Consider the following 22,479-nt stretch of genomic DNA (forward strand, 5'->3'; position numbering starts at 1 on the left):
GCGTTCATTGACGCCGCATTAAGGGACAATAAACTAGGATCACAAGCCTTTGGCACGTATCCGAGTGGGTGAAAATGTCCCGGCAAGGCCCGCTTATCGTTGTCTCACACGGCGAGCGACAAGCGTCCGTCGTTGCTCGATCGAGCCGGAGCATTTTCCCTGTCCTCGACATCGATTGGTCGGAAGCCTCCCGGGGCATCGAACGCTTTCAACCGGCAGCCGTCTTCGTCCCCACGACCGAAGGCGCGGGGACGGGATTGGATCGCCTCGCCGGTCAGCTTGCTGCGATGCAGCCTTACGTTCCCCTGATCGTCGCCGATCCCGATCCGCCCTGCCCGGACAACGCGCTTCCGTTCTCGTCCCTGAACGGAGGCATCGATCGGTTCGACAGGCGTCTCAACGCTGCGCTGCGCGTGCGAACGCTGCACGCGACCGTCCTCCGGCGGCTTGCAGGCAATCCGGCGGCGCCACGCCTGCCGGATGCCGACCCGATCCGGGATGCGACCGTTCTCCTGATCGGGCGCGGCGCGGCTTATCCGACGCTATCGGTTGCCTTTGGCGAACGGCTCGGTGTCGTTGGGGCGCTCAGCATCGAGGCGGCAGCGAAGCACCTCAACGCGCGTGATCTGGACGGTGTCGTTGTCAGCGAAGGGTTCACCCGGCGCGTGGTCGACGCGCTTCTGACCGTGCTGGCTGAAGACACCCGCTTTCGCAATCTGCCGATCGCTGTTCCGGCCGGCGGCCCGTGGGCGACCTGTGATCTTCCCAATCTCGAAGTGATGCCGGGCGAGCCCCATCATGTCGTCAGCAGGTTTCTGCCTTTGGTGCGTCAGCACGCGTTCGAGGCGCGCCTGCATCGTACGCTGAAATCAATGGATGCGGGCGGACTACTCGATCCGCGAACAGGTCTTCTGACCGGTGACGCCTTCCACCGTGAACTCAACATGGCGATCCGCCAGACCCGGTCCAGCGGCGTGAGTCTCTCCATTGCGCGCTTCACGCTCGGTCAACAGCACGAGCGTCTGCTGTTCGACGCGGCGCGTATTCTCAGCCGGCTCATGCGGCGAATGGATTTCGGCACGCTCGAAGCCGACGGCTCGATCGTTGTGGTTTTTGCCGACGCTGATTTGCGCAACGCGCAGATGATCGCGCGGCGGCTTTCGAGCGTGATGAAGCATACGACGCTCAGCGCCAGACGTGCCTTGCGGATCGATCCTCAGGTCACCCTGACGGCATCCCGGTTTGACGACTCCGCGGCATCGCTTCTCACCCGCCTGAGCAGTGAAGCGCGCGCGGCATCATAACGGCCGCATTATGCCGCCTTTCGATCTTCCGCGAGATTGGCGAGCTGGCGCATGATTTCGGTGGTGCCCATCAGGCGCTCTTCCGGGGTTTTCCAGTTCTGGAAGAACACGACTTTCATGTCGGGACGGACCTTCGCCGCCTGTCCGTGCTGGCGGATGAAGTACACCAGCCGATCGGGGTGCGCGAACTTGTTGTCGCGGAAGGAAATCACCGCACCCTTCGGTCCCGCATCGACCTTCTCGACATTGGCGCGGCGGCAATAGGCCTTGATGGCCGCGACCTTGAACAGGTAGCGGACTTCGTCCGGCAACTGGCCGAAGCGGTCGCGCAGCTCCGCGGCGAAGTTATCGATTTCATCATCGGTATCGAGGTCGGCAAGCCGGCGATACAACGATAGCCGAACCGCCAGATCAGCGACGTAATCTTCGGGGATCAACACCGGCATCCCGATGGTGATCTGCGGCGACCAGCGATCGTCGGCAATCTCAGTCACGCCGGTCTTGAGATTCTCGATCGCCTCCTCCAGCATCGATTGATAGAGCTCGAATCCGACCTCCTTGATGTGGCCCGACTGTTCCTCGCCAAGAAGATTGCCCGCGCCGCGAATGTCGAGATCGTGCGACGCAAGCTGGAATCCGGCCCCCAGGGTTTCGAGCGACTGCAACACCTTGAGCCGGCGTTCGGCCTGCGCCGTGATCTTGTGCTTTGACGGCAGCGTGAATAACGCATAGGCGCGGAGCTTCGAGCGCCCGACCCGGCCGCGCAACTGATAAAGCTGCGCCAGCCCGAACATATCGGAGCGATGCACGATGAGAGTGTTGGCGGTCGGGATGTCGAGCCCGGACTCCACGATGGTTGTCGAGAGCAGGACGTCATACTTGCCGTCATAGAAGGCCGAGATGATGTCCTCGATCACCGTCGGCGGCATCTGGCCGTGCGCGACGGCAACCTTCATCTCCGGGACGTGCTTGTCGAGGAACTCCTTGACCTCGGCGAGGTCACTCACGCGCGGCACGACGTAGAAGGCCTGGCCGCCACGGTAGCGTTCGCGCAGGAGTGCCTCGCGGATCATCAGGGGATCGTGGGGCGCCACGAAGGTACGAACGGCCAGGCGATCGACCGGCGGCGAGGCAATGATCGATAGGTCGCGAACGCCGGTCAGGGCCAGTTGCAGCGTGCGCGGAATAGGAGTTGCGCTCAGCGTCAGGACATGGACGTGCGCCCGCAATTGCTTCAGCCGTTCCTTGTGGCTGACGCCGAAGTGCTGCTCTTCATCGACCACCAGAAGTCCCAGGTCCCTGAACTTGATGGATTTGCCGAGCAAGGCATGTGTGCCGACCACGATATCCACCGAGCCGTCCGCGATCCCCTTCTTGACCTTGGCCAACTCCTTCGGCGACACCAGCCGTGAGGCCTGCGCGACATTGACCGGGAAACCGCGAAACCGCTCAGTGAACGTCTTTGCGTGCTGACGCGCAAGCAGCGTTGTCGGCACGACCACCGCGACCTGCTTGCCATCCAGCGCGACAGCGAAAGCCGCCCGCAGGGCCACTTCGGTCTTGCCGAAGCCAACGTCACCGCACACCAGCCGATCCATCGGCTTGCCGCTTTCGAGATCCTCCAGTGACGCCTGGATGGCGCCGAGCTGGTCCTCGGTTTCCTCATAGGGGAAGCGCGCGCAGAACTCGTCGTACAGACCGGACTGCACCGGCAGTTTCGGCGCCTCCCGCAGGTGCCGTTCCGCGGCGATCCGGATCAACTCGCCTGCGATCTCCCGAATGCGGCTTTTCAGCTTGGCCTTGCGCGCCTGCCAGCCCCCGCCGCCGAGCCGGTCAAGTTCGACATTGGCTTGATCGGAGCCGTAGCGCGATAGCAGTTCAATATTCTCGACCGGCAGGAACAGCTTGGTCTCGTTGGCGTAACGCAGTTCCAGACAGTCGTGCGGCGCGCCGCCTACTTCAAGCGTCTGCAAGCCGACAAAACGCCCGATGCCGTGCTCGACGTGAACAACCAGATCGCCCGCCGCGAGGCTGGTGACTTCCGAGATGAAGTTTTCGAGCTTGCGGCTGGCCTTGCGCGGCCGCACCAGGCGATCGCCAAGGATGTCCTGCTCGCTGATGACGGCGACGGATTCGGTTTCAAATCCGGATTCTATCCCGACAACGCCCAGCATGACCTCATTGCGGGGCGTTGCCTGAACGGTGCGCCAGGTATTGATGCTTGTCAGGTTGAGCAGCCCGTGATCTTTCAGCATGCTCGCCATGCGGTCGCGCGAACCCTCGCTCCACAACGTCACCACGACTTTCTTTCGCGCGGCCTGCAACGCCTGTATGTGGGATCCCACGGACTCGAAAACGTTGAGGGTAGTGTCAGCCCGTTCGGGCGCGAAATTCCGCCCCTGCCGCGCGCCCGCATCGATGACATTGACGGATTCGTCTGGCACCGCGAACGGCGTCAGCCGCACCAAAGCCGCTTCATTGAGGCGCTTTGTCCACTCATCCGGCGTCAGATAAAGTTTATCGGGCGGAAGCGGGTTGTAAGGCGCGCCGCCGCCGGCTTGTTCAAGGGGCTCGCGGCGCGCTTCATGGTAATCGGCGATCTGCTTGAAGCGCTCGCTCGCGGCGTCTTCTCCCTGCGGCTCGATGACGATGGATGCGCCGTCAAGATAATCGAACAGCGTGTCCATGCGTTCGTGAAACAGCGGCAGCCAGTGCTCCATGCCCGGATACCGCCGCCCTTCGCTGACCGCTTCATACAACAGGTCATCGCGTTCCGGCGCGCCGAAAGCGGCGACGTATCCCATCCGGAAACGCCGGATGGTTTCGGTGACGAACTGGAATTCGGAGATCGGCACCAGATCGAGCGAGCGTACGTCGAACAGCGTGCGCTGGGTTTCCGGATCGAATGACCGGATCGATTCCAGCGAGTCGCCGAAGAAATCGAATCGCACGGGATGATCGAGATTCGACGGAAACAGGTCGAGGATGCCGCCGCGAACGGCGTATTCGCCGGGTTCGCGGACCGTTGAAGAACGATTGTAGCCGTTGTGCTCGAGCCATGCGGCGATCGAATCCATCGGCACCACATTGCCGGGTGCGACAGACAGCGCTTGAGACGCGACGATTTCGCGCGCGGGCACGCGTTGCAGGATCGCGTTGACCGTTGTGAGGATGATCAGAGGCTTTTCGCTGCCGGTCAGACGAGACAGCCGCGCCAGCGTCGTCAGGCGCTGGGCAAGCACGCCTCCATGCGGCGAGACCCGATCATAGGGCTGGCAATCCCAGGCAGGGAACTGCATCACGGAAATGTCCGACGCGAAGAATTCGAGCGCCCGCGCCAGTTGCTGCATCCGCGGACCGTCACGGCAGACCACCGCCAGGCTCACCGCCGAGGCTCGCCGCCCCGCATTGGCCTTGATCGCGCGCGCGAGGTCCGAGACGACGAGTCCCTCGGCGCCTTCCGCGACATTTGCGAGCATCAGCGGATGACCCGGTGACAGCGATTCCGCGGGTGATCGTGAAACAGCTTTCATGCGCCCTGTCCCCGCCGAAACGACTTGATGCGATCGAATAGCGCCGTCCGGTATTCGGAAGCCAGCGGAGCGCCGTCGCTCAGCGCGGCGTAAAGGTCCGGGTCCGGAACCTCGATCAGGTTTTCGAGATCTTTCAACTCCGCTTCGGTCAATGAACCGATCTCCTCATCGACGAACCGGCCGAGGATCAGGTCCATCTCGCGCATCCCGCGATGCCAGCAGCGATACAGCAGCCGTTTGCGGCGGTCATCCATGCCCTCGCTTGATCGTGTCGATCCCGTCATTCGTCTATTCCAGGCAAACGCCAAAAGCCCGGACGAGCCGGGCCGGCACCATATAGCCCCAGGGATAATGGATGTCAGCATCCGTCTCGCGCATTGCACAATCAGGGATTTGCATTCAAGGCTTGCATTTGGTCCAGATCACTCCGCCCGAGTCGTCAGATGCGTCCCGCGCTGCTCAATCCGCTCTTCGTACCGGTGACCAGCCTGTCCGGCGTCGGACCGAAGCAGGACAAGCTGTTCCGGCATCTGCTCGCGCGTGATGAAACGCCGCGGCTGGTTGATCTGCTGTTTCACCTGCCCGCAAGCGTCGTCGATCGCAGGGCGCGGCCCAAAATCCGCGACGCCGTCCCCGGCACGATCGTGACGCTGGAGGTGAGCGTTGACCGTCATCGACCGCCGCCCCCGGGACGCTCCCGCGCGCCGCATCTCGTCCATGCCAGCGACGAGACCGGGGATGTCGTGCTGACCTACTTCCGCGCTCAGCCGGGCTATGTCGAAAAGCTGCTTCCCGCAGGCAGCAAGCGTTATGTATCCGGCACGGTGCAGATGTTCGACGGGGCGCTGCAGATCGTGCATCCCGATCGGGTGGTCGATGAGGCGGGGCTGGCGGAGCTTTCCGGTATCGATCCCGTCTATCCCCTCACCCAGGGTCTGGCGCCGGGGGCCTTGCGCCGCGCGATCGCGCAGGCGTTGCAGAATTTGCCCGTGTTGCCGGAATGGACCGATCCGAAGATTTTACGCCGCTGTGGCTTTCCGCCGCTGGCGCAGGCGCTCCGCCGGGTCCACGTCCCCCTGGAATTGACTGATACGCTGCCGGAAGGCCCGTTCTGGTCACGCCTTGCCTTCGACGAACTGCTCGCCGGACAGCTTGCGCTGGCGCTGGTGCGCGCGCAGCTTCGCCGCCCGGCTGGAAATCGCCACGCAGGCGACGGACACTTGCGCAACAGGATCATCGACGCGCTCCCCTACGCCCTCACCGCATCCCAACGGCAAGCCGTCGCGGCGATCATCGACGACCTGCGGCAACCGGTGAGGATGCTGCGGCTGCTTCAGGGCGATGTCGGCTCGGGCAAGACCGTGGTCGCGCTGCTGGCCGCCTGCGCGGTGGCCGAATCCGGCAAGCAGACGGCGTTGATGGCGCCGACCGAGGTTCTCGCCCGCCAGCATATCAAGACCATCGCGCCGCTGGCCGAACGGGCCGGCCTGCGCGTTGCGATCCTGACCGGCCGCGAGAAAGGCAGGGAACGGCGCGAGATCACCGCGCGCCTTGCCGAGGGCGACATCGACCTGCTCGTCGGCACTCACGCGTTGATTCAGGATGAGGTCACGTTCAAATCACTGGCGCTCGCGGTGGTGGATGAGCAGCACCGTTTCGGCGTGCGCGAGCGCCTCGCACTGACGGCGAAGGGTGAAGCCGTCGATGTCCTGGTGCTGAGCGCGACGCCTATTCCGCGCACCCTGGTGCTGACCTATTTCGGCGACATGGATGTCTCCGAACTGCGCGATAAGCCTGCGGGCCGGCAGCCGATCGATACCCGCGCCGTTTCGGACGCCCGGTTGAGTGAGGTCATCGATGCGGTTGGCCGCGCCGTGAGGGCGGGGAGGCTGGCTTACTGGATCTGCCCGCTGGTCGAGGAGTCCGATGCCGTCGACCTGAGCGACGCCGAGCAACGCTATCAAAGCCTCAAGGCACGCTTCGGCGACAGGGTCGGCCTTGTTCACGGCAAGATGCGCGGCCCCGAAAAAGATCGCGTGATGGCGCAATTCGCGGCGGGCGAAATCAATCTGCTGGTCGCGACAACCGTCGTCGAGGTCGGCGTTGACGTGCCGGCGGCGACCATCATGGTGATCGAGAACGCTGAACGCTTCGGTCTCGCGCAACTCCATCAGTTGCGAGGCCGGATCGGTCGCGGCTCGGAATCCTCCACCTGCTTGCTGCTTTACCGGGAGCCGCTGGGCGAGATGTCAGCCGCCCGGCTGCGGGTGATCCGGGAGACCACGGATGGATTCCGCATCGCCGAGGAAGACCTGAGGCTGCGCGGTGAAGGCGACGTCCTCGGCACCCGTCAAAGCGGCCTGCCCGGCTATCGCATCGCGCGCTCCAATGTCCACGCGCAACTCATCACGCTGGCCCGCGACGAAGCCCTGCGCATTCTCAAGCAGAATCCGAATCTCACGGGCCCGCACGGCGAAGCCTTGCGATGCCTGCTGTATCTGTTCGAGCGAGACGAAGCCCTGCCCCTGCTCGGCGCGGGTTAATAGCGAAGGTCCTCGGGCTTGACCCGAGGATGGATCACCGGTTCGCGTGAAAACGCTATAGCGTCAGTCAACCTTCGCGGCTGTAGTGGACGCGAGGTTGGAGGCATTCGCGACCCGCGACGCCTCGGCCATTTCCGCGAGGGCCGCGAGTTTCTTCTGCGGATCCGAGTTCGGCTGAACGACGCCGGCCGACATGATCAGAGTTGCCGCCTCCTCCGTGCTCATGTCGATCTCGACCACCCTGCTCTTGGGTACGTAGAAGAAGAAGCCCGTGGTCGGGTTGGGCGCGCAGGGCAGGAACACCGAAATATGCTCCTCCTGAGAGGGAAGCCGGGCCGCGACATTCGCGCTTGGCACCTGCGAGATGAGCACGATCGACCACATGCCGGGCGATGGGAATTCAACCAGACCGACCCTGCGGAGACTCGATCCGGATCCGGAGAAAAGCGTTTCGAAGACCTGCTTGAGCCCGCGATAGATCGCCCGCACCACCGGCATGCGGCCGAGCACTTTCTCGCCGATTTCAACCAGCGTCCTGCCGATCAGGTTGGCCGTCAGGAAGCCGAGCATGGTCAGCGCGAACACCGCGACGATCAGGCCCGATCCGGGCAATATGAAAGGCAGGTACGTTTCCGGCCGATATGCCATCGGGACGAACGGCCGCACCAGGTTGTCGACCCAGTTCACGAACCACCAGGTCAGGTAAAGCGTTATCGCCACCGGGCCTGCGACAATCAGGCCGGTCAGAAAGTAATTCCGGAATCGCGCGATGAGCCCGCGAGGCATATCCGGGTGGTGGTCGTCTGGTGCGCTGCTCGAAGGGTCGTCACGCGTCATCGTGGTTCCAGATCAAGACGTCCAAAAAGGCTTTCAGAAGGCTGATGCCTGCTTATATAGGCATTCTATCAAACTTTGCATGTTGTGCATGCGATGGACGCCTTTGCGGGCTCCGTCTTATTCAACAGTGACGGATTTTGCCAGATTGCGCGGCTGATCGACATCCGTGCCCATCACGACCGCGGTATGATAAGCCAGCAACTGCACCGGCACCGCATAGACCAATGCTGCGAAAGTGGCCGCCATATCGGGCATGATGATCGTCTCCAGCGGCTCGACGGCGGCCTCCGCCGCTCCTTTTGCGTCGGTCATGAGAATGATGTTGCCGCCGCGCGCCGCGACCTCCTGCATGTTGGACACGGTCTTCTCGAAGACGCGGTCATAGGGGGCGATCACCACCACAGGCATGTTCTCGTCGATCAATGCGATCGGTCCATGCTTGAGCTCGCCCGCGGCGTAACCTTCCGCATGGATGTAGGAGATTTCCTTGAGCTTGAGCGCTCCCTCCAGGGCAAGCGGATAACTGGTGCCGCGTCCGAGATACAGGACGTCCCTGGATTTGGCGATCTCGCGCGCGAGCCTGTCGATCTGCGGTTCGGTGGCCAGCGCTTCCGACATCAGTCGCGGAACTTCAATCAGACCGTGCACGAGCCGGGCTTCATCTTCATCGGATAATTCGCCGCGCACCTTGCCTGCGGCGATCGCGAGGGTGGCGAGCACCATCAGCTGGCAGGTGAAAGCCTTGGTCGATGCGACGCCGATCTCCGGCCCCGCCAGCGTTTGCAGCATCGTCCCGCTTTCGCGGGCGATCGTCGACGTCGTGACGTTGACGATCGAGAGCGTGTGCAACCCATGCTGCTTGGCGTATCGCAGGGCCGCGAGCGTATCGGCGGTCTCACCGGATTGCGAAATGAAGATGGCGAGATCGCCCTCCCCGAGCGGCGCTTCACGATAGCGAAACTCGGACGCAATATCGATTTCGACGACCAGCCGGCCCAGCCGCTCCAGCCAGTATTTACCGATGTAGCCGGCATAATTGGCGGTTCCGCACGCGATGATCGAGACCCGCTTGATCTCGCGAAAATCGAACGGAAGATCCACCGGAAGCGATACGCGCTCGCTCGCCATGTCGACATAGCGGGCCAGCGTGTGTCCCACCACTTCGGGCTGTTCGTGGATCTCCTTCGCCATGAAGTGGCGATAGTTCGACTTGTCGACCAGAGAAGCCGAAGCGCTCTGCTTGACCACCTCGCGCTGAACGACGGCGTTATGGTGGTCGTAGACTGTCGCGCCGTCATGCGTCAAAACAGCCCAATCGCCATCTTCGAGGTAGCTGATCGTATTCGTCAGAGGCCCGAGCGCAATCGCATCAGATCCCAGATACATTTCGCCGTCGCCATACCCGATCGCCAGCGGAGGTCCGTTCCGCGCGCAGATCAGAATGTCTTCGTCGGCTGCGAAAATAAAACCGAGCGCGAAGGCGCCGCGAAGCTGCGACAACGTGGCTCTGACCGCCTCGACCGGATTGATGCCGGCGGCAAGATAGCCATCCACCAGATGGAGCACGGCTTCCGTATCGGTTTCAGTTTCGAAAACCGCTCCGTTTTTCTGAAGCTTCTCGCGCAGTTCGCGAAAATTCTCGATGATGCCGTTGTGGACGACGGCCACGCGCTCGGTCGCATGGGGGTGCGCGTTGTTCTCTGTTGGTCTGCCGTGCGTCGCCCAGCGCGTGTGCCCGATCCCGACCTGCCCGATCAGCGGTTCGGCCTGGAGCCGCCCGGCGAGGTTTCGCAGCTTGCCCTCGGCGCGACGGCGCGCCAGACACGCGCCTTCCAGCGTGGCAATGCCGGCGGAATCGTAACCGCGGTATTCGAGACGCCTAAGCGAATCAACCAGTTGCTCCGCTACCGGACCGCGCCCCAGAATTCCTACAATACCGCACATGCGGATCAATATCTCCCAAACTCAGAAGATCGCGAAAAGGCCGCGCCCTCTTAACGAAACCCGGACCATCCGGAAACAGTAATCATCGCCGATTGCGGCAGTGTTAAAACGGTCTGGACGCAATCCGCCAGCGTCCGGACATCCCCGCCTCGCGAGGCCAGCCCGCAGGCGAACCTGCCACGGTAAGCACTCGATAACCTTGTTTGCATGCAAATCGGCGATCCGCGATGTCGAGGATGTCGGTCGGTCGGGTCATGTGCGAGGCTCAAAATCGTGTCGCAGTTTTTAGGGCCAGATCCAGACAATTTTAGCGATTTCCGCAACGGGAGCCCAATCCGTTTCTGGCACTCTGTATGACAGACCAGAGAGGCGTACATGAGTGAAGTTGAGTTTGAACGATTGCTAAGCGCAGTGAGTGACGTGCTCGCGCCGCGCATCGAAGAAGCCGTGCGAAACGCGCAGCCGCAGGCTGACCGGATGCGTTCCGGCGAACTGCCGCAAGCCGCGAACGACAATGAAGTCGCCTGGCCCTTCATTCCATTTCCCGAGGGCTGGAACGGCGCCTGCTGAACCACTGCGAAATTGATTGATGGATCTGTAAAACGTGAATTCCATCAGATAGTTATCATAACATATTGATTGTATTATGGAGGCCACGACCAGAATTGAACTGGTGTACACGGTTTTGCAGACCGTTGCGTAACCACTCCGCCACGTGGCCCCTTCATCCCGGACTTATTATAGAGTGACAGTCACTTAAGCAACCTTGCTCATATTCCCAGGCGCGAATTTCTGAAACTGCGATCCGCGGCATTTCTGAAACTGCCGTCCAGGTGGCGTTCCACCGGCCTCGACCTGGCCTGGGAATGCAGACGTCCGCTGATAAGCATGCCGGCGGTGCACGGCAATCTCACTTCCGGGAACAAGATTCTTTCTTGTCCTGTGCCGAAAACTCCAATGATGAGATCGATGCTCTGGCGCCGCAGTAGCGACGCTCGCAACTCTCATTGGCAAATCGAAACCGGATGCGATCTGATATCTCGATATCGATCTGGCAAACCTCTGCCGGCTGGCTTTTGTCGACATAGCGCCAGCCTCGCGCTGTTTCGGCTGCCGTGCCTTTCGCGGAGCACAAATGTTTCGTGCGCGGATTGACGACATCGACCGAGAACGACGCCGACCCGGATGATCCAACGCTGAGGCTGAATTCGGCTCCCTCGCCTTCCTGCGCAAAGCAATGACGCCCGACCCCCATCGCAGAGCGCATATCGCCGGTCTCTCCCGTCGCCGGGCGTGTCGTATCCTTGGGCGCGACGGCGGCATTCTCACCGTCGCACTTCCGGTAAAGACTGATGCCGGGGCGCTGCTTGCTGACGTTGACCATGGCGAGTTTGTCATTCCCCCCCAATGGGAGGATCTGCCACAGTTGGGTTTGCGACCATCGCTCGCCTTCACCATCACACGTCATCGCGACATGAACAGCGCCACTGTCGAATACGGGCTTTGGCTGGGTTACGGATTTGAACCGGCACTCGCTCTCATGATAGCGAACGAGTCCCGTCTCGATCTTGATGTGCGTATCGGTGTGCCGATCGGAATTCCAGTCCGAGGCTTTGCAAGCCTGATCTTCATTTTCGATGGCCTGCCACACGCCTATGAAGCGTTCCGGCACACCCGCCGCCAAGCACTGGGCCGGCACAAAGACAGCAATCCCGGTGATGAGCGAACTGGTCAGTGCGCGAATATTCAACCTGGCCTCCGCCTGCTCGATTTGAGCGAACTTGATACATCAGACTGATCCAGCCGCCACTTCAAAAGTGGCCGGATCCTTCAGCCGTTCGCGAAATGAGGTCACACCCGAGGACGTGGTTCGCTCGAAAACGCTATAGTTTCATCGGCGTCGGCGGCGTCTTGGCCGGGGTGCAAGTTCGGGCATTCCCGCCTGCGCCTCCTGATATTTTGTCAGCATCCGATCGAAGCTCGCGAGCAATGTGGTCTCGATGTCCGGCCGATCTTCGAGTCCGGCGAGCATGATCGCCGCCGCCTCGATCGTGGCGAGGCCGTCGCGTCGCGGCTCCTTGCGCAGCTTGCCGTAACGGGAGGCCCGCGCGGGCGCCAGGACGACGCGCTGGCATTTCAGCATCCATGGATTGCGCCACCACAGTGCCTTGGCCTGGCTCCATGTGCCATCGAGCAGCACGACGCCCTCGATATCCGCGAGAGCCGCGCGTTGGTCGGTCTTCATCTGGCCGTTGCGATCGATTGCGACGATGGCGCGGTCGGCATTGAAGCGGTCGGCCCTGACCGAGCCGAGGTAAAGCACCGCCCAGCGCGAGGGGTCATGCACCGGCCGTCCCAATGCTTTCGAAAGGCTGGGCCAGGACAGACCGATCTTCAGGACGGCGTCCTCGAAATGCAGCGCGGTCAGCCGGGCAGTTCCGAGCGCCTTATCCTGCTCCTGGGGATGCTGCAGAACAAGCAGCGCGGTCCGGCTTTTGATCTGCTCGATGCTGCCGCAAACGCAGAACACTTCCGCCTTGTGACAGCGCCCGCATTGCGGAAGCGCTTCACGTTCTGCGGCGGAGTTTTCGGAGTTGCTGGACATCGCCCGCTATACGCCGCGTCGATCCGGCCCGCAACCGATCGCTTCCGGCTATTCGGCTGGTGCGGCGGCGGGCACGGCCTCGCCTCGCCGCCGCACCCGGTCGATCAGGAGATAGATGACCGGGGTCGTATAGAGGGTCAGGATTTGTGAAACGAGAAGCCCGCCGATGATGGTGATGCCGAGCGGCCGCCGCAGTTCCGTTCCCGGACCGGTCGCGAGCACCAGCGGGATCGCGGCGAAAAGCGCGGCCATTGTCGTCATGATGATCGGCCGAAAGCGCACGCGACACGCCTCGAAGATGGCGTCCGCGGATGACAATCCGCGTTGGCGTTCGGCTTCCAGCGCGAAATCGACGATCATGATTCCGTTCTTCTTGACGATGCCGATGAGAAGAATGATTCCGACGAACGCAATGACCGACAGCGGCGTGCCGGTGATCTGCAAGGCCAGGAGCGCTCCGAGACCCGCCGATGGCAGGGTGGAAATAATCGTGAGCGGATGGGCGAGACTCTCATAGAGAACCCCGAGCACAATATACACCGCGACAAACGCGCCGAGAATCAGCAGCGGCTGCCGCCCCGATGTTTTGCGGAAATCGGCCGCGCTTCCCTCGAAGCCTCCACGAATGCCCTCGGGCATGTGCAGCTCATCGACTGCGCGTTGAATGTTGGCGGTAGCATCCTGAAGTTCCACGCCCGGCAACGTGTTGAAGGACACCGTCACCGATGGAAACGATTGTGAATGATAAACGGCGAGCGGCGACAGCTGCCGCTGGTAGCGGGCGACGGCGGACAACGGAATCTGCACGCCGTTGGCTCCCGCGACGAAGATGCGCTCAAGATGGGATGGGTCTTCCTGAAACCGCGGATCGATTTCCAGAATGACCTGATACTGATTCCGCTGGGTGTAAACGATCGAGATCTGCCGCTGCGAGAACGCGTTGTTGAGCGCGTTGTCGATATCCTGAACCCTGACCCCGAGGCTGGACGCCTTCTGCCTGTCGATCGACAGGGTCAGTTGCAAACCTCCTGTCTCGCGGTCGCTCGACACGTCGGTGATTCCCTCGACCGCCTGCATGCGCTTGGCGACAAGAGGCGCCCACTTCTGCAACAGGTCGAGGTCGGTGCTGGTGAGCGTGTACTGATAGTTTGAATCGCTCTGGCGGCCTCCGCCGCGGATGTCCTGTGCGGCGAACATGAATAGCCTGATGCCCGGCACGTCACCAAGATTTCGTCGAAGCCGATCGATCGCCTGCTGGGTCGTCAATTTCCCTCGTTCGGCGGGCGGCTTCAGGCTGATATACATGAATCCCCGGTTTGAGCCTCCGCGCGTGCCGCCGCCGCCGATCGATGATCCGATTCCCTGTACGGCGGGGTCAGCCATCACGATATCCATGACGCGCTGTTGAAGCTCGAGCATGGACTGAAAGGAAACGTCGGGTGACGCGCGTGTCGCGCCGATGATGAAGCCGCTATCGTCGATCGGGAAATAACCCTTCGGCGTCTTGATATACAGCGTCACCGTCAAGGCGATCGTTGCGAAGAATACCAGCAACATCAGGACGGGAAAGCCGAGTACGACGCGCAGCGTGCGCGTATAGAACGCTACGATTCGCGACAGCAGACCCTCAACCAGCCGGTCGAACCGGGTCGCATCCGTGGATGTCGCGCTTTTGATGTAGTGGGCGCAGATCATCGGCGTGACCGTCAACGACACGACCGTCGACACGATGATCGCAAACGTGAGCGTGAGCGAGAACTCCCGCAGCAGCCGGCCGACAATGCCGTCCATGAAGATCAGCGGCGTGAAGGCGGCGATCAGCGACAGGCTGATCGAGAGCACGGTAAAACCGATCTGCCTTGCTCCTTCGAGCGCCGCCCGGTACGGCGGCAGGCCCTGTTCCAGATTGCGGTACATGTTCTCGATCATGACGATGGCGTCGTCGACAACGAAACCGACCGAAATGGCCAGCGCCATCAGGGACAGGTTGTCGATCGAGAAGCCTGCCAGCCACATCCCGGCGCATGTACCGGCCAGCGCCAGCGGAACCGATACGCCTGCCGCGACCGTCGGCGTCAACCGCCGAAGGAACGCAAAGACAACGACCATCACCAGGAACGCTGTCGCCAGCAGCGTCCATTCCATGTCCTCGACGCTGGCGCGGATGGTGCCGGTGCGATCGACGATGATGGAGACTTCGATACCGGCCGGGATCCATTTCTTGAGTTCGGGCAGCAGCGCCCTCACCCGGTCGACGGTGTCGATGACATTGGCGTCGCCCTGCTTGGTGACCTGGATCAGCACCGCGGGCTGCTTGTTGAACCAGGCGATCGAGCGGCTGTTTCGCGTGGCGTCCTTGATCTCGGCCACGTCTGAGAGCCGGACGAAATTTCCTCCCGAGATCTTTATAACGATGTCCCTGAATTCCGCCGCGCTACGCATCTGCCGGTTGGTCGATAGCGTCTCGCTCTGGCGGTCGCCATTGAAGATTCCGACAGGGCCGAGCGGATTGGCATTCACGATCGCGGTCCGGACATCGTCGGTCGAGATGCCCGCGTTCGAGAGCGCGACCGGATTGAGCGCGATCCGCACAGCCGGTTGGTCAGCGCCACTGACGGAAACCTCGCCCACTCCCGGAACCTGCGAAACGCGCTGAACGAGAACCGTATCAGCGACGTCATAGATGGCGCTGGTCGGCATGGTTTTTGATGTCAGCGCCAGAATAAAGACCGGAGACGCAGCGGGATTGACCTTGCGGAATTTCGGCAAGGTCGGCAGATCCGTCGGCAGATTGGCGAGCGACGCGTTGATCGCCGCTTGCACATCGCGCGCCGCGTGATCGATATCGCGCCCGATGGCGAACTGCAAATTGATGCTGGTGGCGCCCAGGGTGCTCGAGGATGTGATCTGTTCGACGCCGGCGATCTCGCCGAGGCGCCGCTCCAGCGGCGCGGCGACGGTAGCCGCCATCACCGAGGGCGACGCGCCCGGCCGGCTCGCCGACACCCTGATCATCGGGAAGTCGACATTGGGAACCGAAGCCACCGGAAGCACGCCGTAAGCGACGACGCCGATGAGAAACAGCCCGATGGCGAGCAGCGTGGTGCCGACCGGTCTCCGGATGAACGGCTCGGAGATCGAAGCCATTATTTCATGCCCTCGATCGCGCCCGGCGGAGGCCCAGAACCGCCAGTCGGAACGGCTTGCTCGATTCGCTTGTTCAGCCGGTCGAGCGCCAGATAGATTACGGGCGTGGTGTAAAGCGTGAGCAACTGACTGAGCAGCAGGCCGCCGATGATCGAAATGCCGAGAGGAAACCGTAACTCCGAGCCTGTGCCGCTTTCAATCGCCAGCGGCAGCGCGCCGAACAGCGCCGCCAGCGTCGTCATCATGATGGGCCTGAACCGGAGCAGGCACGCCTGCACGATTGCATCCGTCGAAGACATGCCCTGACGGCGTTCGGCCTCCAGCGCGAAGTCGATCATCATGATCGCGTTCTTCTTCACGATGCCCATCAGAAGAATGATGCCGATCAGACCGATCACCGACAGATCCTGTCCGAACAGCATCAGGGCGAGAATGGCTCCGATGCCCGCCGAAGGCAGTGTCGAGAGGATCGTGATCGGATGAATATAGCTTTCGTAGAGGACCCCCAGCACGATGTAGATCGTGACCAGCGCGGCCAGGATCAGCCAGGGCTGACCGGCAAGCGATTTCGAGAATTCGGCCGCATCGCCGGAAAACATGCCGACGATATTGGAGGGCATGCCGATGCGGGTCTCAATGGTCTTGACCCTTTCCACGGCGTCGCCAAGCGCCTCTCCCGGAGCGAGATTGAAGCTGAGCGAGGATGCCGGGAATTGCGCCTGATGAGAGATCGCCAGCGGCGCGGTGGTTCGGGTCAGCGTCGCGACGGCGGATAGCGGCACCTGGGCCCCCGCCACGCCCGGCAGAAAGAGCTTGGAGAGGATCGAGGGGTCTCGCTGATACTGCGGCAGGGCCTCCAGCACGACGCGATACTGGTTGGCCTGTCCATAAACCGTCGATATCTGCCGCTGGGCAAAGGCGTCGTTCAGCGTGTCATTGACCGCCTGCAGGCTGACGCCAAACTGGCCCGCGCGTGCGCGGTCGATGTTCAGCGCGGCGCGAAGGCCTGAGTCCTGCGCTTCCGAGGATACATCCCGGAACAGCGGATCGCGGCGCAGTTCCTCGACCAGCTTGCGGACCCACTCCGAAACCTGGGCCGCGTCGGTCCCCGTCAAGGTGTATTGATACAGCGAGCGGCTGGTCCGCGAACTGATCTGGATATCCTGCACCGGTTGAAAATAAACCGTCATGCCGGGGATCGAAGCGACGCGCGCCTTCAGGCGCGTGATGACGGCCGCGACGTCGTCACGGCGGTCGCTGCGCGGATGCAGCGTCATCACCAGGCGGCCGGCATTCGTGGTCGGATTCACCGAAGCGGCGCCAATGACGGATACCACGCCCGTGACGTCGGGATCCGCCTTGATCACGGCCGCGACCTCGGCCTGGCACCTTTGCATTTCGGCGAAGGAGACGTCGGGGCCCGCTTCGGTTACGGCGATAATCGACGCCGTGTCCTGCAGGGGCAGGAAACCCTTTGGCGCGACGGCGTAAAGCAGCATCGTCGCGACGATCGTCACGAAGACAACGCCCAGTGTCGCCTGCTGATGCCGGAGAACCCATAACAGCGTCCAATGATAGAACGCGACCATCCGGTCGATACCGCGGTTGACCGCCGCCACTCCGGGGATCGAAACCCCTCCTTCCGAGCGTTTGAGCAGCCGCGAGCACATCATCGGCGTCAGGGTGAGCGACACCACGGCGGAAGTGACCACCGCGATCGTCAGCGTCAGGGCGAACTCGCGGAACATCCTTCCGACCAGCCCGGACATGAACAGCAGCGGGATGAACACCGCGATCAGCGAAACCGTCAGCGAGATCACGGTGAAGGCGATCTCGCGTGCGCCCCGGAGCGCGGCTTCCATGACGCTCTCGCCGTTCTCGATGTGCCGGACGATGTTTTCGATCATCACGATGGCGTCGTCGACCACGAATCCGGTGCCGATCGTCAGCGCCATCAGGGACAGGTTGTCGAGGCTGAAGCCTGCGAAATACATGATGCCGAAACTGGTGATCAGCGACAGCGGCAGCGCCACCCCCGCGATCAACGTCGCCCGGAGCGAGCGCAGGAAAAGCAGCACGACGAGCGTAACGAGGACGATGCTGAGAATGAGCGTGAACTGCACGTCGTGGACGGATGCGCGGATTGTCACGGTCCGGTCGCTGACGACGGCCAGGTCGACACCGGCCGGAATCGCGCTTTGGAGTTTCGGAATCTCCTCCCGGATCTGCCGGACAACCTCGATCACATTGGCGCCGGGCTGACGCTGGATATCGACGATGACGGCCGGCGTTCCGTTGTACCAGCCGCCGGTGCGATCGTTCTCCAGTCCATCGACGATCCGGGCGACATCGCCGATCGTGACCGGAGAACCGTTACGGTAAGCGATAATGATGGGCCGGTATGCGTCGGCCGTCGTGACCTGGTCGTTCGCCGCGATCGTATAGGCTTGCTGCGCGCCGTCCAGCGACCCCTTGGGGCCGGAAACGTTGGCGCTGGCGATCGCGTTGCGCAGATCCTCCATTGAAATACCATAGGCGGCCAGCCGCGTGAGATCGGCCTGAACGCGCACCGCCGGCTTCATGCCTCCGAGCACGGAAACACGGCCGACGCCCGAGATCTGACTGAGGCGCTGAGTGAGAATGGTATCCGCGATATCGCTCATGGCGCGCATCGAGACCGTGTCCGAGGTCAGGGCGAGCGTCATCACCGGCGCATCGGCTGGATTCACCTTGGCGTAGGTCGGCGGGTACGGCAGGTTTCTCGGCAGGATCCCCGCCGCCGCGTTGATGGCCGCCTGCACGTCCTGCGTGGCGCCGTCGATATCCCGATCCAGGTTGAACTGCAGGGAAATCTGGCTGAGCCCGAACGAACTTGTCGACGTCATCGACGACAGCGACGGGATCTGTCCGAGCTGACGTTCCAGCGGCGCCGTCAGCAATGACGCCACGACATCGGGACTGGCGCCCGGTAGCTGGGTCCTCACCTGCACTGTCGGGAAATCGACCTGCGGCAGCGCGGAGACCGGCAGCGCCCAATAACCGAGTGCGCCCCCGATCATCAGTGCGATCCCCAGCAAGGAGGTCGCGATCGGACGACGGATAAAAGGTTCCGAAACACCCATCTCTGATCAACTCGTCTGGCAGCGCGCTGCGGCGGGTTCGATGCTCAGTGCCGCATCCCCTGAGTTATGGCCGAGGCTTCGATTCCCCGCCGGACTGCCCGTTTTCCTGTGCCCCGCCGCCGGATTGATTCTGGCCTCTCTCGCTCCGCCGCCCGCGACGCTCGCTGCCATTGCCGTCACCGCCTCGGCGAGCGCCGCGCCTGTCCCGCCGCGCCTGCGGCGCGAGATCGGCCGTCGGCGCCTGATCATTCTGGCCGACCGTTACCTTTGCGCCGTCGGAGAGATTGGCGAATCCGGTCGTGACCACGCGATCGGCAGGAGCAACGCCCTTGGCGATCACGGCGTCCTTTTCGTCCTGCTGCCGCACCGTCACCGGCTTGGCCTTCACGATGTCGTCGTCGCCGATCACGTAGCTGAAGGTTCCGAGGGGGCCGCGCTGCACCGCCGATGTCGGTATGACCGTCGCTTGCGACAGCGTTTCAACCTTGATGCGCACATTGACGAACTGGCCCGGCCAGAGCTGAAAATGCTCATTCTGAAAAGCGGCCCTCAGCCTTAGGGTGCCGGTCGTCGGATCAACCTGATTATCGATGCCGATCAGCTTGCCAGTGTCGATGACCGTGGTGCCGTCGTTTCCGAATACATCGACTTCGATCTCGCCCTTGGCTGCCGCGGCATTCACGCGCGTGATCTGCTGTTGCGGAAGGCTGAACTGGACCGAGATGGGTTGAAGCTGCGTAATGATGACCAGTCCGGTGGCATCCGCGGTGTTGATGATGTTGCCGCGATCGACCTGGCGCAGGCCCACCCGGCCGGAAATCGGCGCGACGATCTTGGTGAAACCGAGCATCGCCTGCGCGTTGTCGATCGCGGCCTGATCGGCCTTGACCAGCGCCTCCTGCTGCGCGACGACCGCCCTCTGGGTATCCGCCTGCTGCTTCGAACCGGCGCTGGAGGCGGCCAGTTGCTCGTAGCGTTTCAGATCGAGGCGCATGTTGGCGAGCTGTGCTTCGTCCTGTGCCTTCTTCGCGACCGCCTGATCGTACTGGGCCTGATAGATCACGGGCTCGATTTCGCCCAGCACGTCGCCTTTCTTGACGTCCTGACCTTCGGTGAAGTTGACGGCGATCAGCTTGCCGTTGACCTGAGAACGCACCGTAACGGTGCTCAGCGCGCGGACGGCTCCGACGCCGTCGAGATAGACCGGCACGTCCTGGATGCGCGCCGTCGCCGCCAGCACCGGAACCGCGCGATCGGGACGTTCCCAGCTTGCATCGCGCTTCTTTTGAGAAAACGCGGTCCAGCCGAGATAGGCAAGCCCTCCGACGATCAGAAGCGTGATGGCGATCCACAGGGGACGCCGACGGCCGCTTGCTGCTCTCGTGCCGGACAGCCTTTCGCTGGCTGCTTTCGCTGTTTCGTCAAGGCCCGGTCTAAAGAGCATTGCCCGCCCTCTCGATCCGCGGCTCCCATCCGCCGCCCAGGGCCTGATAGAGACTCACGATCGCCTGTAACCGTGCAAGCTGTGCTTGCGACAGGACATCTTCCGCCTGAAAAAGCGTCAATTGCGTGTTCAGCACGATAATGATGTCGGCGGTGCCGGCCTGTAGCTGTTGCTCGGAGAGCTGGAACGCTTTGCGCGAAGCGGCCACGACCTCACGCTGGAGGCGCAGCCGCTCGGCGGTCTGACGCACGGCGGTCAGCGCGTTGCCGACATCGGCGAACGCCGAGACCACCGTCTTGCGGTAAGTCTGAAGCAGTTCGTCCTGCCTCGCCTTCGTGAGTTCGAAATTGCTGAGGATCCTGCGGCCATCGAAGATCGGCTGCGTCAGCGAGCCGGCGAGGTTGAAGAATGCGGCATTGGGGGCGAACAGCGCGACCAGCGCCGGGCTCTGGTAGCCGCCCTGCGCGGTCAACTGAATGCTCGGAAAGAACTGTGCCCGCGCGCTACCGACATTTGCGGTCGCCGAGGCGAGCTGCAACTCCTGACTGCGGATGTCCGGGCGCTGGGTCAGCAATTCGGATGGCAGCCCGGGCGTCACCCGTGGCGCGGTGATGTGGTTGAGCGAACCGCCCTTGACGGTCACGCTTTCCGGCGGGCGAGCCACCAGCGTCGCGAGCGCGTTGATGTTCTGTACCAGCGTCTGCCTGAGTTGCGGAACGTTCGCGCGCAGATTTGCCAGCACGCTCTCCTGCTGCGCAACGTCGAGGTCGGATCCGGTTCCGGCGCTCAGCCGCTGTTTGAGCGCGTCCAGAATACGCCGGGCGCTGGCGATGTTGCGTTCGGCGGTGCGAATGCGGTCCTGCGCCGTGAGGACCTGGAAATAGGCATTCGCGACGCTGACCAGCGTCGTCAGCGCGACCACGTCGCGGTCAAAGCGGCTGGCGTTGGCCGTTTCCAGCGCGGCCAGCGTGGCGTCGCGGTTCTTGCCCCAGAAATCGAGCTCATAGCTGGCGCCGCTCAACGTGCCCGAATAGTTCACGACTTCCCGGCCACGATTGGTCAGGCCGCTTTGGCTCGAACCCGACGTGCGGAAATAGGATTCCTGCCCGCCGATGCTGACGCTCGGCAACAGCGCCGCGCCGATGATCCGCGCCTGCCGGTCGGCCTGCACGATCCTCGCGGCCGCCGCCGCGATATCGAGGTTGACGGTCTGGGCCTCTTCCATCAGGGACGTGAGTTCGGACGAGCGAAAGCCGCGCCACCAGTCGAGCGCCGGCAGGGCGTCCGCCGCCGCGGTCGCGCTCGCGGCCTTGTACCCTACTGGAATATCCAGCGCCGGATCCGGAATATCCCGTGTCAGAATGCAGCCGGCCGACGCCGCGACCGCCGCCCATAGCGGCAGGAGCATGGCGGAACGCCGAATCCACGTCGCGTATCTCCGGGGATGGCTCAAAGCCCTGGCGGCGGAAGCACTCACACCGGCCCCCAAAGGAAGGACAGAGGCGGCGAAAGGTATTGACGTGAGCCTGAAGCACCGCAGTACCAATCTTTTCTGAAATATAGCGACCCGGCCACCGGAAGTAATGCTTTCTCTAAAGAACCGCCCTATTCTAGCTGTCCGAACAGGCGACGGACAGTCCTGCGGAAGCAAGAACATGAGACGCGCTCCACTGGAGCCGGAGTTCTGATTCTATCAGAAAAGACCTGATTTTACTGCGTTTCCTGAAACCTGGACCGAGGCGCGGCCGCCAATCTTACGAAGATTTCATGCAGCGCTGCGAGGGTTCGCCGCCGGTTCGTAGAAACTCGCCGGCCCCCGGCGCCGCATTCCGAGTATGATTCTGCGCGCCCTTGTACCTGCCTTGCCCCCGCCTTGCCCCTCAACTAGAGTCTGTTATCGCTTCGTGGAAGCGACAGACTCTATCTTTATGTTTTGACGCGTTTTCTTCACGCGAACGGGTATCCACTTCGCTCGAAAACGCTATAGGGTTATCTGCAAT

General features: G+C 62.5%; 14 protein-coding genes and 1 tRNA gene. 4 read left to right on the forward strand and 11 right to left on the reverse strand.

Translation table 11 applies throughout. The features are described 5' to 3' along the window. Window positions 1–74 precede the first annotated feature (74 nt). Window positions 75–1,304, forward strand: coding sequence for a GGDEF domain-containing protein (locus ACMYR2_RS08680; protein ID WP_347265053.1), 1,230 nt, complete (start codon window positions 75–77; stop codon window positions 1,302–1,304). Window positions 1,305–1,312: 8 nt separating this feature from the next. Here ACMYR2_RS08680 and mfd read toward each other — a convergent pair whose 3' ends face one another. Next, complete coding sequence (gene mfd / locus ACMYR2_RS08685; protein WP_416193984.1) at window positions 1,313–4,837, reverse strand: transcription-repair coupling factor; 3,525 nt, start codon at window positions 4,835–4,837, stop codon at window positions 1,313–1,315. Continuing rightward, the gene (locus ACMYR2_RS08690; RefSeq protein WP_041344915.1) at window positions 4,834–5,121 is read right to left on the reverse strand and encodes a succinate dehydrogenase assembly factor 2; all 288 of its coding nucleotides are present in this window, start codon (window positions 5,119–5,121) and stop codon (window positions 4,834–4,836) included. Before ACMYR2_RS08690 ends, mfd begins: the two co-directional genes overlap by 4 nt. 159 nt (window positions 5,122–5,280) lie before the next feature. Between ACMYR2_RS08690 and recG the strand changes: the two genes are divergently transcribed. Then, window positions 5,281–7,380: an ATP-dependent DNA helicase RecG gene (gene recG / locus ACMYR2_RS08695; protein WP_347265051.1), complete on the forward strand. Its 2,100-nt coding sequence runs from the start codon at window positions 5,281–5,283 to the stop codon at window positions 7,378–7,380. A gap of 63 nt (window positions 7,381–7,443) precedes the next feature. Here the strand turns inward: recG and ACMYR2_RS08700 are convergent, their stop codons facing one another. Both ACMYR2_RS08700 and glmS read right to left on the reverse strand, forming a co-directional pair. Further along, a complete protein-coding gene (locus ACMYR2_RS08700) occupies window positions 7,444–8,217 on the reverse strand; it encodes a DUF502 domain-containing protein (RefSeq protein ID WP_416193985.1) in 774 nt (257 codons plus the stop codon). Window positions 8,218–8,334: 117 nt separating this feature from the next. After that, on the reverse strand, window positions 8,335–10,161 hold the full coding sequence (glmS, locus tag ACMYR2_RS08705; protein WP_347263626.1) for a glutamine--fructose-6-phosphate transaminase (isomerizing): 1,827 nt from the start codon (window positions 10,159–10,161) through the stop codon (window positions 8,335–8,337). Window positions 10,162–10,536: 375 nt separating this feature from the next. On the opposite strand from glmS, the gene ACMYR2_RS08710 reads away from it, so the two are divergent. After that, the gene (locus ACMYR2_RS08710) at window positions 10,537–10,731 is read left to right on the forward strand and encodes a hypothetical protein (RefSeq protein ID WP_347263627.1); all 195 of its coding nucleotides are present in this window, start codon (window positions 10,537–10,539) and stop codon (window positions 10,729–10,731) included. Between the two features lie 77 nt (window positions 10,732–10,808). On the opposite strand, the gene ACMYR2_RS08715 is transcribed toward ACMYR2_RS08710, so the two are convergent. Together ACMYR2_RS08715 and ACMYR2_RS08720 are read right to left on the reverse strand one after the other, a co-directional pair. Then, a tRNA-Cys gene (locus ACMYR2_RS08715) sits at window positions 10,809–10,882 on the reverse strand. 189 nt (window positions 10,883–11,071) lie between these two features. Beyond that, on the reverse strand, window positions 11,072–11,545 hold the full coding sequence (locus tag ACMYR2_RS08720) for a hypothetical protein (RefSeq protein WP_416193986.1): 474 nt from the start codon (window positions 11,543–11,545) through the stop codon (window positions 11,072–11,074). A gap of 42 nt (window positions 11,546–11,587) precedes the next feature. On the opposite strand from ACMYR2_RS08720, the gene ACMYR2_RS08725 reads away from it, so the two are divergent. Beyond that, window positions 11,588–11,959: a hypothetical protein gene (locus ACMYR2_RS08725; RefSeq protein WP_416193987.1), complete on the forward strand. Its 372-nt coding sequence runs from the start codon at window positions 11,588–11,590 to the stop codon at window positions 11,957–11,959. Window positions 11,960–12,052: 93 nt separating this feature from the next. Here ACMYR2_RS08725 and ACMYR2_RS08730 read toward each other — a convergent pair whose 3' ends face one another. The 5 genes from ACMYR2_RS08730 to ACMYR2_RS08750 form a co-directional block, all read right to left on the reverse strand. After that, the gene (locus ACMYR2_RS08730) at window positions 12,053–12,766 is read right to left on the reverse strand and encodes a tRNA-uridine aminocarboxypropyltransferase (RefSeq protein ID WP_347263629.1); all 714 of its coding nucleotides are present in this window, start codon (window positions 12,764–12,766) and stop codon (window positions 12,053–12,055) included. Between the two features lie 48 nt (window positions 12,767–12,814). Next, window positions 12,815–15,913 carry an efflux RND transporter permease subunit gene (locus tag ACMYR2_RS08735; protein WP_416193988.1) on the reverse strand — a complete coding sequence of 1,033 codons (3,099 nt, stop codon included), beginning with the start codon at window positions 15,911–15,913 and terminating at the stop codon, window positions 12,815–12,817. Then, the gene (locus ACMYR2_RS08740; protein ID WP_416193989.1) at window positions 15,913–19,035 is read right to left on the reverse strand and encodes an efflux RND transporter permease subunit; all 3,123 of its coding nucleotides are present in this window, start codon (window positions 19,033–19,035) and stop codon (window positions 15,913–15,915) included. Before ACMYR2_RS08740 ends, ACMYR2_RS08735 begins: the two co-directional genes overlap by 1 nt. 64 nt (window positions 19,036–19,099) lie before the next feature. Next, entirely contained in the window at window positions 19,100–20,479 is a 1,380-nt protein-coding gene (locus ACMYR2_RS08745; RefSeq protein WP_347263634.1) for an efflux RND transporter periplasmic adaptor subunit, read from the reverse strand. Then, window positions 20,469–21,887 carry an efflux transporter outer membrane subunit gene (locus ACMYR2_RS08750; RefSeq protein WP_347263635.1) on the reverse strand — a complete coding sequence of 473 codons (1,419 nt, stop codon included), beginning with the start codon at window positions 21,885–21,887 and terminating at the stop codon, window positions 20,469–20,471. Before ACMYR2_RS08750 ends, ACMYR2_RS08745 begins: the two co-directional genes overlap by 11 nt. Between the last annotated feature and the right edge of the window lie 592 nt (window positions 21,888–22,479).

It is taken from the genome of Nitrobacter sp. TKz-YC01, assembly GCF_047824785.1.
In the GTDB taxonomy this organism is placed as follows: Bacteria; Pseudomonadota; Alphaproteobacteria; order Rhizobiales; family Xanthobacteraceae; genus Nitrobacter.

Excerpts from the sequence above, each read along its gene's own strand:
- ACMYR2_RS08735 (WP_416193988.1), bottom strand. The coding sequence starts at position 15,913 with ATGGCTTCGATCTCCGAGCCGTTCATCCGGAGACCGGTCGGCACCACG.
- glmS (WP_347263626.1), bottom strand. The coding sequence starts at position 10,161 with ATGTGCGGTATTGTAGGAATTCTGGGGCGCGGTCCGGTAGCGGAGCAA.
- recG (WP_347265051.1), top strand. The coding sequence starts at position 5,281 with ATGCGTCCCGCGCTGCTCAATCCGCTCTTCGTACCGGTGACCAGCCTG.
- ACMYR2_RS08710 (WP_347263627.1), top strand. The coding sequence starts at position 10,537 with ATGAGTGAAGTTGAGTTTGAACGATTGCTAAGCGCAGTGAGTGACGTG.
- ACMYR2_RS08700 (WP_416193985.1), bottom strand. The coding sequence starts at position 8,217 with ATGACGCGTGACGACCCTTCGAGCAGCGCACCAGACGACCACCACCCG.
- ACMYR2_RS08730 (WP_347263629.1), bottom strand. The coding sequence starts at position 12,766 with ATGTCCAGCAACTCCGAAAACTCCGCCGCAGAACGTGAAGCGCTTCCG.
- ACMYR2_RS08720 (WP_416193986.1), bottom strand. The coding sequence starts at position 11,545 with ATGGTCAACGTCAGCAAGCAGCGCCCCGGCATCAGTCTTTACCGGAAG.
- ACMYR2_RS08680 (WP_347265053.1), top strand. The coding sequence starts at position 75 with ATGTCCCGGCAAGGCCCGCTTATCGTTGTCTCACACGGCGAGCGACAA.
- mfd (WP_416193984.1), bottom strand. The coding sequence starts at position 4,837 with ATGAAAGCTGTTTCACGATCACCCGCGGAATCGCTGTCACCGGGTCAT.
- ACMYR2_RS08740 (WP_416193989.1), bottom strand. The coding sequence starts at position 19,035 with ATGGGTGTTTCGGAACCTTTTATCCGTCGTCCGATCGCGACCTCCTTG.
- ACMYR2_RS08745 (WP_347263634.1), bottom strand. The coding sequence starts at position 20,479 with ATGCTCTTTAGACCGGGCCTTGACGAAACAGCGAAAGCAGCCAGCGAA.
- ACMYR2_RS08750 (WP_347263635.1), bottom strand. The coding sequence starts at position 21,887 with ATGCTCCTGCCGCTATGGGCGGCGGTCGCGGCGTCGGCCGGCTGCATT.
- ACMYR2_RS08690 (WP_041344915.1), bottom strand. The coding sequence starts at position 5,121 with ATGACGGGATCGACACGATCAAGCGAGGGCATGGATGACCGCCGCAAA.